The sequence below is a fragment of the Stenotrophomonas sp. 1337 genome, from assembly GCF_031455455.1.
In the GTDB taxonomy this organism is placed as follows: domain Bacteria; phylum Pseudomonadota; class Gammaproteobacteria; order Xanthomonadales; family Xanthomonadaceae; genus Stenotrophomonas; species Stenotrophomonas indicatrix.
The window spans coordinates 264,674-277,934 of the sequence record NZ_JAVDSR010000004.1 but is presented as its reverse complement, the minus strand read 5'-3'; the positions used below and the strand labels follow the sequence as shown (position 1 = coordinate 277,934).

Genomic DNA, 13,261 nt, shown 5'->3' with positions numbered 1-13,261 from the left:
TGTTCCACGGCGTCGAAGGCGAGTCATGAAAGCCTACCTCTGGTTCCTGGGAGCGCTCATGCTGTTCTTCGCGCTGCCCTTCCCCTGCCTGCTCTACTTCGGCACCAGCTGGCCGCTGGAAGCGGGCGACCGCAGCGCGCCCTGGCTGGCACTGACCCTGCTGGCGACGTCGCTGACGCTGTGGCTGGTGCTGCTGTACGCCTTCCTGCATTACCTGCTGCTGGCGCCACCCCGTGCGTTGCAACGTGTGCGCGGCATCCTGGCCGACGGCACACCACGCAACGCACGCATCGAGCAGGCCGAACAGACCGGCGTGCAGGTGCGCGGCTTCGCGCAGTGGCGGCTGCAGCTGGCCTTCGACAATCTGTCCGGCACCCCGATCACCGAAACGCTGGTCGTGGTCGACAGCAAGCCACAGCTGCAGCGCTTCGCCGTGGGCAACCAGCTGGAGGTGCTGCTCAGCCCCACACCCGGCCCCGCGCCCAACCTGATGCTGGCAGGATCGCAACCGGAACTGGACCGGGCCAGCCTGTGGCGCCGCGGCATCGGCGGCCTGATCGGCATTGTCGTGGTCGCTGCCGCGTACGTCATGGCCTATCGCCTGCAGAGCGGTGGACTTGGCTGGACGTTCCTGGGCTTCGGCCATCCGCTGCTGGTCTGCCCGCTGGTGCTGTGCGGCTACCTGATCGGCCTGCGTCTGCTGGCGCGCCTGCTGGCCGGCACACTGCAGATCGACGCGCGCGGCGAAGCGCTCAAGTACCGTGGTATCGGCGCCGAAGCGCAGGTGCTCGACGTGCGCCAGACCGGCACCTACGTCAACGAACAACCGCAGGTCGAGTTCAAGCTGGAATATCTCGACCGCGAGGGCAACGTGCAGCAGGCCAGCGTGCGCCGCTTCGTTGCGCTGCTCGAACTGGCCAACATCCCGCGCGGGCAGGTCGACATCCTCTACGACCCGGATGATCGCCGCAGCGTGCGCATGGAGCACGCGTGAAGCGGCCCGTGTCCACGCCGCTGGTGTTCGCCGGGGTGGTGCTGGCCCTGGCCGGTGCCGCCACGGCGGGCGGCGCATTGCAGACCGTCAACGCGACCCTGCGTGGTGCCGCATCGACCGTGCCTGCGGATGCGATGCAACAAGACCCATGGGAACAACCGTTGCGAACGGCGGCCATCGCAACGCCACGGGCGGCGCCCGAACCGATGCCGCTGTCAAGGCGCGCGCGTCCGAACCTGCTGCTCGACAGCGAGCGCCTGCAGGTGGCACGGCAGGCGCTGGAGGCGATGCCCGGACTGGCCGGCGAACGCCTGGTTGTTTTCCACAGCATCCACTTCCATGACGACGGCCGCATCGACATCGACCTGGTCGATCCACAGCAGCCGGGCCACGTGGATAGTTACCACTACCAACATGGACAATGGCGCAAGGGCGATGCGGTGAATCCGCAGCGGTTCGCGCCGACCATCACCCTGCGCCGCAGCAGCACTGCACTGGCCAACATCGATTTCGATGCCGTACCACGGGTGACGCAGGCCCTGCAGCAACAGCGCAATGCACTGATGCGCACGCCCGCCGACGTCGGCCATGTGTATGTGGTCATCCGCAAGGGCGGCAAGCTGGTGTGGTTGCCGGATGAAGTAGCCGGCGACCGCCAGACCGTGCGCCTGCGCTACGACGCCAAGGGCAACCTGCAGTAGAAAAAGGGCTATCTCACCGAGCGGGCGATGGCGTACTGCGCAGCGTAGTAGGTGGACAGCACCAGCAGGCTGGCCATCGGCAGGCCACCGCCGAAGCGATCCCACGCCAGCAATGAATCACTGGCCACGAACAGCAGTGCGCCAGCGGCAGCCCAACGCGCGCTGCCCGCTTCCAGTGCGTCGACGTGTGGCCGCTTCCAGTAGCGGGCCAGTGCCAGCACTGCCATCAGCGCCAGCACCACGACATAGGCCAGCACCGGAACGCGCATCGGCAGCGGTAGATGCGGCCACAGGCCGGTGACGTTGATCGAAGCGAATGCGGCAAGCAGCACGAAGGCAGCGAGCAATCCGCGGCCCGCGCGCAGGCCGGCACGGAACGCGGCGATGTAGCACAGGTGCGCCAGCAGGAAGGCCACCAGGCCTGGCACGAACGCGTCAATCGGCAGCATCAGCGCGATATCACCTGCACAGGACAACAGCATGCCGGCCAGCACCGCACGCCGGTAGAACGCATCGCCCGCCGGCCTCGCCTGCCAGGCGATGGCGGCGATCAGCAGCGTGGTCGCCGGCTTGGCCAACCAGTGCAGCCAGCGCCCGTCGCCGTCCAGGTAGGCGCCGATGATGGCCAGCACGGCCACCACCACGATCAACCCATCGCGCGTGCGCAGCTTCATCGTGCCTTCCACAGCTCTGCAAGGCGATCCGGGCGGCCGGCGATGCGCTCCAGCACCGGATACTGCAGGCCACCGTGGTAGCCGATCTTCATCGTGTCGATGCGGTCGAACTGCTTGACCAGCAGCGTGACCGGCGCCTTGTCAGTGGCGGCCGCAGCCACCGCATCCTTCAAGCGCTGGCTGCTGTATTCGCGGCCACCAACGGCGATCACCTTCATGCCCGGTGCCAGGCCGGCATTGAACGCAGGGCTGTCCCAGATCACGTCGCCGACCACGCCGCTGTCGAGCACGGTCGCGCCCAGCGAATAGGCGAGCAGCGCCGCCTTGGCGCGCTTTTCCTGCGCCTTGTAGGCGTCGTTCGGAGTATCGCGGTAGGCCAGCTTCCAGCCCGCCAGCTCCAGGCCACCGGTCAACGAACCATGGCCGTCCAGGCGACCGCGCAGGAACGTCGCCCAGTCGTACGGCGCGATGCCGTTCAAGGTCGCGACCACGTCATTGAAGGTGTACGGATTGACGTCCCAGTCGCCGTTGCCGACGCCGAAGAAGGCACGCGCGAAATCATCCAGGCTGCGCCGGTTACCACTCAGTTCGCGCAGCTTGCCCTCCACTTCCAGCCACAGCATCTGGCCGCCGGAGTAGTAGTCCTCGCTCATCTGGTAGTTGCGATAAGGCAGCGTGCGGCGCTGCGCGATGGTCGGGTCGTTGGTGGTGTCCTGCAGCGGCCGCCAGGCCAGGCCCGGGCGACCACGATCATAGGTGGCCGCCACGTTGGCCAGCATGTCGCGCGCCTGCTCGCTGGACCACAGCCCCGAACGTGCGGCCAGCACCTGGCCCCAGAACTGGGTCTGCCCTTCGTACACCCACAACAGGCTGTCGCCCATCGGCGTATTGAAGTTGGCCGTGGCCAGGTCGGCACCACGACGGTACTTGCCGTTCCACGAGTGGGTGTACTCATGCGGCAGCAGGTCGCGCATCCACGCGTTGCTGTCCCACTCGGTGAAGTAGCCCGGGTCGGCGCTGTTCTCGCTGGAACGATGGTGCTCCAGGCCGATGCCGCCGAGGCGATCGGTCAGCGCAAGCAGGAATTCGTAGTGGTCGTAGTGGCGCGCGCCGTACAGCTTGTCCGCCTGCTGCACCAGCGCACGGTGCGCCTTCAGCTGCGCGTCGGTCGGCTTCAGCGATTTGGCATCGTCGGCGAACACGTTCAGATGTACCGGCGCCTTCGCGCCCGGGTCGAGGTCGATGCGCTGGTGATGCTCACCGGCAAACAGCGGCGAATCGACCAGGTGGTCATAGGAAATCGGCTTGAACACCACGGTGTCGCCATCGCGGCGTGCGGTTTCCAGTGCAGTCGCGTAGGCCCAGCCCTTGGGCAGGGTCACGCTGGCCTGCGCCTGCAGGTTGCGCGCGTCCACGCCGGCCGGATACAGCGAGTTGGCGTTCCACTGCAGGTTGAGCATTTCCGGGGTCATCACCACCCGGCCCTGGCTGCCGCCCTGCGAGGACAGGAAGTCGAAGTGGGCGACGATCTCACTCACGCCCGCCGGCACATCCACCTTGAACGCGTACACGTTGTACTGGTCGCGCTGCCAGGCCAGCGGCTTGCCGTTGGCAGTGACGCGCAGGCCGGCCAGCTTGTCGATCGGGCCGGTGGGCGAATGGTTGCCGGGAATCCACTGCGGGTACAGCAGGGTCATCGGGCCAGGCTTGGCCGGTACGGTGGCAGTCACCTTGAAGATGCGCCGGGCCAGGTCGCGTGCATCGACGTCGATGCGCAGCAGGCCGGGGGCGGCGGTATCACCCGGTGGCGGAGTCTGCGCCAGCGCGGGCGTAGCCGCCAGCGCGAACAGCACGGACATCACCAGGGCACGGGTTTTCATCGGCAACTTCCAGCAGCGAAGGATTCCCCGATGCTAGGCCTGTGAGGTGCCGAGCCCCATGGCCGAAGGTCATGGTCAGTGGCGCATCGACCAGATGCGGCAAAGCCTCATCGGAGCGTCGGCGAAGACTGGCAGCATCCACGCATGGCGTGGATCTACTGGAAAGCAGAGCAGTACCGGGTAGATCCACGCCATGCGTGGATGACGTACAGCCGACAATGCGAACCAGGGTTCGCACCCACCGGCAGCGCTGCCGGTCAGTCGACCAGGCGCAGGCGCAGTTCCTTCGGCAGCGCGAACACCATCGATTCCGGCTCGCCGTCCAGCTCACCGATACCGGAAGCCCCCAGCTCGGCCAGACGCGCCAGCACGCCATCGACCAGCACCTGCGGTGCCGAGGCACCAGCGGTCACGCCGATATGCTGCTTGCCCACCACCCAGGCCGGGTCGATCTCGTGTGCACCGTCGATCAGGTAGCTCTCCACGCCTTCACGGCGGGCCAGCTCGCTCAGGCGGTTGGAATTGGAGCTGTTCGGCGAACCGACCACCAGCACCAGGTCACAGCGCTTGGCCAGGTCGCGCACGGCGTCCTGGCGGTTCTGCGTGGCGTAGCAGATGTCGTCGTTCTTCGGCCCCTGCATCGCCGGGTAGCGCTCGCGCAGCGCATCGATGATGCCGCGCGTGTCATCCACCGACAGCGTGGTCTGGGTGGTGTAGGCGAAGTTTTCCGGCTGGTTGATGTGCAAGGTGGCCACCTGCTCCACGTCCTCGACCAGGTAGATCTGGCCGGTACCCGCTTCGCGGTTCCACTGGCCCATGGTGCCTTCCACTTCCGGATGACCGGCGTGGCCGATCAGCACCACGTCACGGCCGGCACGGCAGTGGCGGGCGACTTCGAAGTGGACCTTGGTCACCAGCGGACAGGTGGCGTCGAACACTTTCAGGCCACGCCGCTCGGCTTCCTGGCGCACGGCCTGGGAAACGCCATGGGCGCTGAAGATGACGGTGTTGTTGTCCGGCACTTCGTCGAGCTCCTCGACGAAGATCGCGCCGCGCTGCTTCAGGTCGTCGACCACGAAGCGGTTGTGCACCACTTCATGGCGGACATAGATGGGCGCGCCCAGCGTTTCGATCGCGCGCTTGACGATCTCGATCGCACGATCGACACCGGCACAGAAACCACGCGGGTTGGCGAGCAGCACATCCATCAGTTCAGTCTCCCGGCAGCGGCCGGCTTACGGTTTCGGATTGGCATTATCCGCCTTTTTGGCGGACTTGCCGTCGAACAGGCCGAACAGGGCGATGCCGACGGCACCCACCACGATGGCCGAATCGGCGATGTTGAACGACGGCCAGACATGCTCGCCGACGTACCACTGGATGAAATCGACCACGTGGCCATGCACCTGGCGGTCGATGACGTTGCCGATCGCACCGCCGATGATCAGCGCGTACGGCACGGCGGCCTTCCAGTTGCCACGGGCGGTCGCGCGCAGCCACCAGGCCATCAGGCCGCTGATGGCGATCGCCAGCACTGTGAAGAAGTGCTTCTGCCAGCCACCGGCATCGCTCAGGAAGCTGAACGCTGCCCCGGTGTTGTAGGTGCGGTACCAGTTCCAGAAGCCGTCGATGACCACCACCGGCTGGAACTCCGGCAGGCTCGACAGCACCCAGGCCTTCGACCACTGGTCCAGGCCGATGATGACTGCCGACAGCAGCAGCCAGATCAGCGCATTGGGATGCGGGCGCGCGGCGGCCATCAGAACCAGCTCCGCACTTCGCCGGCACCGGCGACGTTGGTCACGCAGCGGCCGCACAGTTCCGGGTGGTCGGCATTGCTGCCGACGTCGGCACGGTGGTGCCAGCAGCGCACGCACTTGGCTTTCTGCGTCGGCTGCGCGCTGACGAACACCTCGTCGGTGGTCGCCGGACGCACCTGCACGTCACCGCTGATGAACAGGAAGCGCAGTTCATCGGCCAGCGGCTGCCAGCGGGTCGCCTGCTCTTCGCTGGCGGCGATGGTGATCTCCGCTTCCAGCGCGGCGCCGATCGCACCATTGGCGCGCATCGGCTCCAGCACCTTGGCCACCTGCTCGCGCAGGGCCAGCAGCTGGTCGAAGTCGGCCGCGTTGAGCTGTGCGTCGGCCGGCAGCGGAGCCAGGCCCTCGTACCAGGTGGTGAACAGCACGTGGCCGGCACGGTCGCCCGGCAGATACCCCCACAGCTCATCGGCGGTGAAGGTCAGGATCGGCGCCACCCAGCGGGTGAACGCTTCGGCGATGTGGTACATCGCGCTCTGCGCCGAACGACGACCATCCGAATCGGTCGGCATCGTGTACAGGCGGTCCTTGGTCACGTCCAGGTACAGCGAGCCCAGGTCCACGCTGCAGAAGTTCAGCAGCAGCTGCACGATCTCGGCCATGTCGTAGTTGTCATACGCGGCCTTGATCTTCTCCTGCAGTTCCCAGGCGCGATGCACGATCCAGCGGTCCAGCGCGACCATCTCGTCGAGCGGGCGCAGGTGCTGGGCCGGATCGAAACCGTCCAGGTTGCCCAGCAGGAAGCGTGCGGTGTTGCGCAGGCGACGGTAGGCGTCGGCGGTGCGCTTGAGGATTTCCTGCGACAGCGACATCTCGTTGCTGTAGTCGGCCGAGGCGATCCACAGGCGCAGGATGTCCGCGCCCAGCTTGTTCATGATTTCCTGCGGCTCGATGCCGTTGCCCAGCGACTTGGACATCTTGCGGCCGTGCTCGTCCACGGTGAAACCGTGGGTGAGGCACTGCTTGTACGGCGCGCGCTTGTCGATGGCCACGCCGGTCAGCAGCGAGGACTGGAACCAGCCGCGATGCTGGTCCGAACCCTCCAGGTACAGGTCGGCCGGCTTGCCGAAGCCACGGGCAGCCAGCACGGCCTCATGGGTCACGCCCGAGTCGAACCAGACATCAAGGATGTCGGTGACCTTCTCGTAGTCGGCCGCTTCAGCGCCCAGCAGTTCGGCCGCGTCCAGCGAGTACCACACGTCGATGCCCTCGGCCTGGACGCGGTCGGCCACCTGCTGCATCAGCTCCACCGAACGCGGGTGGATCTCGCCGGTCTGGCGATGGGTGAACAGTGCGATCGGCACGCCCCACGTGCGCTGGCGCGAGATGGTCCAGTCCGGGCGGCCGTCGACCATGCTCTGGATGCGCGCCTTGCCCCACGTCGGGAACCAGCCGACGGTGTCGATGGCGGCCAGCGCATCGCTGCGCAGGTTGGCCTTGTCCATCGAGATGAACCACTGCGGGGTGGCGCGGAACACCACCGGCGTCTTGTGCCGCCAGCAGTGCGGGTAGCTGTGGCGGATCTCGACGAAGGCCAGCAGCGCGCCGCTGTCGCGCAGCACCTGCACGATCGCCTCCTGCGCCTTCCACAGGTGCTGGCCCGCCAGCACCACCTCGCCTGCCGGCGGGGTCGATTCCAGGTATACGCCACGGCCGTCAACCGGGGTCACCTGGCCGGCGTTGTACTTGTCCAGCAGGCCGTACTTCTGGCTGACCACGTAGTCTTCCTGGCCGTGGCCAGGGGCGGTATGCACCGCACCGGTACCGTCCTCGTCGGACACGTGTTCGCCGTTGAGCACGAGGATCTCGCGCTCCGGGTAGAACGGATGGATCAGCAGCTGGTTTTCCAGCGCCGAACCTTCGGCCTCACCGTGCAGCACCACCGCGTCCACGCCGTAGCGCTGCAGCGAGCGCTCGGCCAGTGCAGCGGCCAGCACCAGCCAACGGCGCTTGCCGTTGTGCGCCGGGCCTTCGGCCAGCACGTAGCGGATGTCCGCGCCCAGCGATACCGCCAGCGAGGCCGGCAGCGTCCACGGGGTGGTGGTCCAGATTGGCACGGCCACTTCCACGTCGGCCGGCACGCTTACGCCGAACGCCTGCGCCACGGCCTGCGCATCGCGCGCGGTGTAGGCCACGTCGATCGCCGGCGAGGTCTTTTCCTGGTATTCGATCTCGGCTTCGGCCAGCGCCGAGCCGCAGTCGAAGCACCAGTACACCGGCTTGGCGCCGCGCAGCAGGTGGCCGTTGGCGATGACCTTGGACAGCGCGCGGATCTCGTTGGCCTCGAAATCGAAGCTCAGGGTCTTGTACGGGTTGTCCCAGTCGCCGGTGACGCCCAGGCGCTTGAAGTCGGCGCGCTGGATGTCGATCTGCTCCTCGGCGAACTCGCGGCACTTCTGCCGGAACGCGACCGCATCGAGCTTCACCCCGACCTTGCCCCACTTCTTTTCCACCGCGATTTCGATCGGCAGGCCATGGCAGTCCCAGCCCGGTACATAGGGCGCATCGAAGCCGGCCAGGTAGCGCGACTTGACGATGATGTCCTTGAGGATCTTGTTGACCGCATGGCCCAGGTGGATGCGCGCATTGGCGTACGGCGGGCCGTCATGCAGCACGAACAGCGGGCGGCCGGCGGCGTTGTCGCGCAGCTGCTGGTAGAGCCCCTGCTCTTCCCAGCGCGCCAGAATGCCCGGCTCGCGCTTGGGCAGGTCGCCGCGCATCGGGAATTCGGTGGCCGGCAGGTTGAGGGTGGTCTTGTAGTCCTGGCTCACGCAGTGGCTCGCAATCTATGTTCGGAAAGGATGGCACGCGCCTGTTCGGCGTCGCGGTGCATCTGGTCGGTCAGCGCCGCCAGATCGTTGAATTTCTCTTCGTCACGCAGTTTGGCAACGAATTCGACTTCGATGTGGCGCCCGTACAGGTCGCCCTGGAAATCAAACAGGTGCGCTTCCAGCAGCGGCTCCACGCCGTCCACGGTCGGCCGGGTGCCGAAACTGGACACCGACGGCCACGGCTGGTCGAACACCCCGTGCACCCAGGTCGCGTAGATGCCCGACAGTGCCGGGGTCTTCGGGAAACGCAGGTTGGCGGTGGGGAAGCCCAGCGTACGGCCGAGCTGGCGCCCGCGCACGACCCGCCCGCTGATCGAGTACGGGCGACCGAGCAGGTCGCCGACGCGGGCGAAGTCGCCTTCCTGCAGCAGCTGGCGGATACGGGTGCTGGAGATGCGGTCACCATGCAGGTCGACCGCTTCGATCTCGCCGGCGCTGAAACCGAGCTCGGCGCCCAGCGCCTGCAGCAGGGCCAGATCGCCACGGCGACGGTTGCCGAAACAGAACTCCGGCCCGATCCAGACCTCGCGGGCGTTCAGGCGCTGCGCCAGCAGCTGGCGCACGAAGGTTTCGGCGGGCATCGCCGCCATCGCCGCGTCGAAGCGCAGCAGGCCGATCGCATCAACGCCCAGTTCGTGCAGGATCTCGACCTTGCTGCGTGCCAGGGTCAACCGCGGCGGCGGCGTACCCTGGGCGAAGAACTCACGCGGCAAGGGCTCGAAGGCCACCGCCACCGCAGCCACACCCAAGGCGCGCGCACGCGCGACCGCGTGCCGCACCAGCGCACGATGGCCCAGGTGGAGGCCGTCGAATGCACCGATGCAGACCACGCTTCCGTTGGGGAACAGCTCCCCGCCCTCGACGCTTCTGAACAGCCTGCTCATCAACTCTCGTTCCGGCCGGCCGAAGCCCGCCCCTTCAATGGTGTAACCCTGAAGTATAGCCGCCGGGAGCCACGATCAATGCCCACGCAGGTCGCGCGGACGGAAGCCCATCGCCACCATCGCCAGCAGATAGGTCAGCCCGCCACCGCCGACCAGCAGGCCGAGCGCGCCGATCCGTTCCCACACGCCCATCGACGAGAAGCCCGGCAGCCAGTACAGCAGGGCCAGCAGCACGCCGACCATCGCCGTGCACGCCAGCAACAGGCGCAGCAGGTAGCCGCCCCAGCCCGGACGCCGCTGGTAGACATCGGTCTTGCCCAGCCAGTACCAGAGCAGCCCCAGGTTCAGGTAACTGGACAGCGCGCTGGCGATGCCCAGCGCCAGGTGCAGGCCGGGCTGCTTGCCCAGCGCCGCCATCACCCCCTGCGCCTTCAGCTCGTCGGGCACCATCACCTGGTACAGCACCGCCAGCAGGGCGAAGTTGAACACCATGTTGGCCACCAGCGCGGCGACGCCGGCGCGCACCGGCGTCCTGGTGTCCTGGCGCGCGTAGAACGCCGGCAGCACCACCTTCAGCAGCGCGAACGCCGGCAGGCCGAAGCTCAGGCCGTACACCGACAGCGCCGTCATGCGGGTGTCGAAGGCGGTGAACTGGCCGTGCTGGAAGATCGTGGAGATCAGCGGTTCGGCCAGCAGCAGCAGGCCGAGCATGGCCGGCACCGAGATCAGCAGGGTCATGCGCAGGCCCCAGTCCAGCGAGCGCGAGAAGCCTTCGCGGTCGGTGCTGACGTGGTGCCGGGCCAGCGCCGGCAGGATCACCGTGCCCAGGGCCACGCCGAACACGCCCAGCGGCAGTTCCAGGAAGCGATCGGCCAGCGACAGCCAGGACTGCGAACCGTCGGTCAGCTTGGCGGCGATGACGGTGTCCAGCAGCAGGTTGATCTGCGCCACCGACGAGCCGAACAGGGTCGGCACCATCAGCGTCATCACCTTGCGCACGCCCGGATGGTTCCAGCCCCAGCGCGGCAGGGTCAGCAGGTCGATGCCCTTCAACGAAGGCAGCTGGAACAGCAGCTGCAGCAGGCCGGCGGCCAGCACCGCCCAGCCGAGGGCGAGGATCTGCTTTTCCGGTGTGCCACCCAGCCGCGGCGCCAGCCACAGCGCGCCGGCGATCATGCACAGGTTGAGGATGACCGGGGTCAGCGCCGGCATCGCGAAGCGCTGGAAACTGTTCAGCGCACCGCCGGCCAGGGCCGTCAGCGAGACGAACAGCAGGAACGGAAAGGTCAGGCGGAACAGGTCGACCAGCAGGCCCTGCTTGGCCGGGTCGGTGTCCACCCCACTGGAGAAGACCGAGGCCAGCTGCGGGGCGAAGATCAGCGCCAGCGCGGTGACCAGCATCAGCACGCCGCCCAGGGTGCCGGCGGTGCGGGCCATCAGTTCACGCAGCTCGGCGTGGCTGCGGGTTTCCTTCACCTCGGTGAACACCGGCACGAATGCGGTGGCAAAGGAACCCTCGGCGAACAGCCGGCGCAGGAAATTGGGTATCCTGAAGGCGACCCAGAAAGCATCGGTGATGGCGTTGGTGCCGAAGGTCGAGGTCACTACCTGGTCCCGGACCAGGCCGAGAACCCGCGAGACCATGGTCATGCTGCTGAACGACAGCAGGCCCCGCAACATCTTGGGTGAACTCACTCAACGTCCCTCTTGACAATCGACTTGACGTACATTTCTTACGCCATCATACTAGCTAGCCTGCTGTTCCCATAACACCGATTTTTCAGGAAACCACCACCGTGGCCAATATCAAGTCCGCCAAGAAGCGCGCCAAGCAGACCGTCGTGCGCAACGCGCGCAACGTGGCTCAGCGCTCGATGCTGCGCACCGCTGTCAAGAAAGTGATCAAGGCGCTGGACGCCAACGATGCCGCCGGCGCTCAAGCCGCCTTCGCCGTTGCCCAGCCGATCCTGGATCGTTTCAGCGCGCGTGGCCTGATCCACAAGAACAAGGCTGCTCGCCACAAGAGCCGCCTGAACGACCGCATCAAGGCCCTCCAGGCCGCCTGATCCGGTTGGTTGCTGGAGCCCCGGCTCCGGCAGCACGCAAAAGCCCGGCCTCGGCCGGGTTTTTTGTTGCCTGCAATCCGGTAGTGCCGGCCGCCGGCCGGCAACCTCGGTGGATTGCCGGCCAGCGGCCGGCACTACCCACGTAAAAAAAACCCGGCCGAAGCCGGGTTTTTCGCGGGACCCACAACGGCATTACTGCGCGTTGCGTGCCGCCTCGAGCTCGTCTTCCTTCTGGCGATCGAAGAACGCCATGATCCGGCTCATGATCGGGAAGGTGCCTTCGCGACCCAGTGCGGACACCAGGAACCACGGCTCCTTCCAGCCCAGCTCGGCGACGATCTTCTCGGCAGCGGCCTTGGCCTCGTCCTCGAACATCAGGTCGGCCTTGTTCAGCACCAGCCAGCGCGGCTTGGCCAGCAGCTCCGGATCGTGCTTTTCCAGTTCGCGCTCGATGGCACGCACCTGCTCGACCGGCGACACACCTTCCACACCACCCTCCATCGGCGAAATGTCGACGAGATGCAGCAGCAGGCGGGTGCGCTGCAGGTGGCGCAGGAACTGCGCGCCCAGGCCGGCACCGTCGGCAGCACCTTCGATCAGGCCCGGAATATCGGCGATCACGAAGCTGCGGTAGTTTTCCACCTTCACCACACCCAGGTTCGGGTACAGCGTGGTGAACGGGTAATCGGCCACCTTCGGCGTTGCCGCAGAGACGGCGCGGATCAGGGTGCTCTTGCCGGCGTTGGGGAAGCCCAGCAGGCCGACATCGGCCAGCAGCTTCAGCTCCAGCTTCAGCGTGCGCTCCTCACCCGGCTCACCCGGCAGCGCCTGGCGCGGCGAGCGGTTGGTGGAGCTCTTGAAATGCATGTTGCCCAGGCCGCCGCGGCCGCCCTTGGCCACCAGCAGGCGATCACCATGCTGGGTCAGGTCGCCGATGATTTCATCGGTGGCCACGTTGATGATCACGGTGCCGACCGGCACGGTGATGACCATGTCTTCGCCACCCTTGCCATAAGCCTGGCGGCCCATGCCGTTCTCGCCGCGCTGCGCCTTGAAGATGCGGTCATGGCGGAAGTCGACCAGGGTGTTGAGGTTTTCGTCGGCGCGGATCCACACGCTGCCGCCCGCACCGCCGTCGCCGCCGTCCGGGCCGCCGAGCGGAATGAACTTCTCGCGACGGAAGCCAATGCAGCCGTTGCCGCCGTTGCCGGCGAACACTTCGATTTCTGCTTCGTCTACCAGTTTCATTGTTTCGATGCCTGCGATGGGCGCGGCATGCACGCCGCCACCTTGATGTAGTGCCGGCCGCTGGCCGACAACCGGGCGATGCCCGTTTTACCATTGATTCCAACGAAAAGCCCCGCCGAAGCGGGGCTCTTCATGCAGCGAGCTCTTCATCCAGCACGGCCAT

At 66.7% G+C, this 13,261-nt stretch carries 12 protein-coding genes; 3 read left to right on the top strand and 9 right to left on the bottom strand.

Annotated elements, in window-relative coordinates:
* Nucleotides 1-25: 25 nt before the first annotated feature.
* Together J2X70_RS08765 and J2X70_RS08760 are read left to right on the top strand one after the other, a co-directional pair.
* On the top strand, nt 26-994 hold the full coding sequence (locus J2X70_RS08765; protein WP_309909935.1) for a hypothetical protein: 969 nt from the start codon (nt 26-28) through the stop codon (nt 992-994).
* Nucleotides 991-1,695: a hypothetical protein gene (locus J2X70_RS08760; protein WP_309909933.1), complete on the top strand. Its 705-nt coding sequence runs from the start codon at nt 991-993 to the stop codon at nt 1,693-1,695. Before J2X70_RS08765 ends, J2X70_RS08760 begins: the two co-directional genes overlap by 4 nt.
* 8 nt (nt 1,696-1,703) lie before the next feature.
* Here J2X70_RS08760 and J2X70_RS08755 read toward each other — a convergent pair whose 3' ends face one another.
* The 7 genes from J2X70_RS08755 to murJ form a co-directional block, all read right to left on the bottom strand.
* Nucleotides 1,704-2,369 (bottom strand): lysoplasmalogenase, encoded by a 666-nt coding sequence (locus tag J2X70_RS08755; protein WP_309909931.1) that lies wholly within the window; start codon nt 2,367-2,369, stop codon nt 1,704-1,706.
* Complete coding sequence (locus tag J2X70_RS08750; protein WP_309909930.1) at nt 2,366-4,249, bottom strand: peptidase M61; 1,884 nt, start codon at nt 4,247-4,249, stop codon at nt 2,366-2,368. The genes J2X70_RS08755 and J2X70_RS08750 overlap by 4 nt, the downstream gene beginning before the upstream one ends.
* A gap of 257 nt (nt 4,250-4,506) precedes the next feature.
* Complete coding sequence (ispH, locus tag J2X70_RS08745) at nt 4,507-5,457, bottom strand: 4-hydroxy-3-methylbut-2-enyl diphosphate reductase (protein ID WP_059063475.1); 951 nt, start codon at nt 5,455-5,457, stop codon at nt 4,507-4,509.
* A gap of 27 nt (nt 5,458-5,484) precedes the next feature.
* Nucleotides 5,485-6,009 carry a signal peptidase II gene (lspA, locus tag J2X70_RS08740; RefSeq protein ID WP_032975973.1) on the bottom strand — a complete coding sequence of 175 codons (525 nt, stop codon included), beginning with the start codon at nt 6,007-6,009 and terminating at the stop codon, nt 5,485-5,487.
* The gene (gene ileS / locus J2X70_RS08735; protein WP_080149412.1) at nt 6,009-8,840 is read right to left on the bottom strand and encodes an isoleucine--tRNA ligase; all 2,832 of its coding nucleotides are present in this window, start codon (nt 8,838-8,840) and stop codon (nt 6,009-6,011) included. The genes lspA and ileS overlap by 1 nt, the downstream gene beginning before the upstream one ends.
* Complete coding sequence (locus J2X70_RS08730) at nt 8,837-9,784, bottom strand: bifunctional riboflavin kinase/FAD synthetase (RefSeq protein WP_025873849.1); 948 nt, start codon at nt 9,782-9,784, stop codon at nt 8,837-8,839. Before J2X70_RS08730 ends, ileS begins: the two co-directional genes overlap by 4 nt.
* Nucleotides 9,785-9,859: 75 nt before the next feature.
* The gene (murJ, locus tag J2X70_RS08725) at nt 9,860-11,464 is read right to left on the bottom strand and encodes a murein biosynthesis integral membrane protein MurJ (RefSeq protein WP_059063471.1); all 1,605 of its coding nucleotides are present in this window, start codon (nt 11,462-11,464) and stop codon (nt 9,860-9,862) included.
* A 116-nt stretch (nt 11,465-11,580) separates the two neighbouring features.
* On the opposite strand from murJ, the gene rpsT reads away from it, so the two are divergent.
* Complete coding sequence (gene rpsT / locus J2X70_RS08720; protein ID WP_025873851.1) at nt 11,581-11,850, top strand: 30S ribosomal protein S20; 270 nt, start codon at nt 11,581-11,583, stop codon at nt 11,848-11,850.
* A 192-nt stretch (nt 11,851-12,042) separates the two neighbouring features.
* Here the strand turns inward: rpsT and obgE are convergent, their stop codons facing one another.
* Together obgE and J2X70_RS08710 are read right to left on the bottom strand one after the other, a co-directional pair.
* Nucleotides 12,043-13,098 (bottom strand): GTPase ObgE, encoded by a 1,056-nt coding sequence (gene obgE / locus J2X70_RS08715; RefSeq protein ID WP_025873852.1) that lies wholly within the window; start codon nt 13,096-13,098, stop codon nt 12,043-12,045.
* Complete coding sequence (locus J2X70_RS08710) at nt 13,095-13,232, bottom strand: hypothetical protein (protein WP_157804331.1); 138 nt, start codon at nt 13,230-13,232, stop codon at nt 13,095-13,097. Before J2X70_RS08710 ends, obgE begins: the two co-directional genes overlap by 4 nt.
* Nucleotides 13,233-13,261 lie beyond the last annotated feature (29 nt).

What these genes read in the sequence shown, in the direction of transcription:
- J2X70_RS08765 (WP_309909935.1), top strand. Translation starts at nt 26, where the DNA reads ATGAAAGCCTACCTCTGGTTCCTGGGAGCGCTCATGCTGTTCTTCGCG.
- J2X70_RS08755 (WP_309909931.1), bottom strand. Translation starts at nt 2,369, where the DNA reads ATGAAGCTGCGCACGCGCGATGGGTTGATCGTGGTGGTGGCCGTGCTG.
- J2X70_RS08750 (WP_309909930.1), bottom strand. Translation starts at nt 4,249, where the DNA reads ATGAAAACCCGTGCCCTGGTGATGTCCGTGCTGTTCGCGCTGGCGGCT.
- ispH (WP_059063475.1), bottom strand. Translation starts at nt 5,457, where the DNA reads ATGGATGTGCTGCTCGCCAACCCGCGTGGTTTCTGTGCCGGTGTCGAT.
- lspA (WP_032975973.1), bottom strand. Translation starts at nt 6,009, where the DNA reads ATGGCCGCCGCGCGCCCGCATCCCAATGCGCTGATCTGGCTGCTGCTG.
- J2X70_RS08730 (WP_025873849.1), bottom strand. Translation starts at nt 9,784, where the DNA reads ATGAGCAGGCTGTTCAGAAGCGTCGAGGGCGGGGAGCTGTTCCCCAAC.
- murJ (WP_059063471.1), bottom strand. Translation starts at nt 11,464, where the DNA reads ATGTTGCGGGGCCTGCTGTCGTTCAGCAGCATGACCATGGTCTCGCGG.
- obgE (WP_025873852.1), bottom strand. Translation starts at nt 13,098, where the DNA reads ATGAAACTGGTAGACGAAGCAGAAATCGAAGTGTTCGCCGGCAACGGC.
- J2X70_RS08710 (WP_157804331.1), bottom strand. Translation starts at nt 13,232, where the DNA reads ATGAAGAGCCCCGCTTCGGCGGGGCTTTTCGTTGGAATCAATGGTAAA.